This window comes from Methylobacterium frigidaeris (assembly GCF_022179185.1).
Lineage (GTDB): Bacteria > Pseudomonadota > Alphaproteobacteria > Rhizobiales > Beijerinckiaceae > Methylobacterium > Methylobacterium frigidaeris.
The window spans coordinates 1-274 of record NZ_BPQJ01000200.1; the positions used below are offsets into that span (position 1 = coordinate 1).

The 274-nt window shown below is 42.7% G+C and carries 1 pseudogene; it reads right to left on the reverse strand.

The window, feature by feature from the left end:
- Window positions 1–213: pseudogene (locus tag MFF64_RS36840) on the reverse strand (hypothetical protein); the annotation flags it as partial.
- Window positions 214–274 lie beyond the last annotated feature (61 nt).

Genomic DNA, 274 nt, shown 5'->3' on the forward strand with positions numbered 1-274 from the left:
TTGAGATTGAAAATCGCCTTCTGAAGGAGAGGCAAAAATATCAACGCTGACGCCCAGTGTTTTTGCTTCATCTTCAATGCCTTTTTTCATATCTACCCAAAATGGGTTGGAGAGGGTTTTCAATACGACAGCATATTCGGCGGCAGCAAAAGCGCTGGTTGACAACATTAAGCCCACGAGTGTGCCGCTGAAATATTTCAGATATTTATTCATAATAATGTTCTCACGGTAAGGGGACAGGTAACTCCGCGATGGCGGAATTACCTTTTTCTTA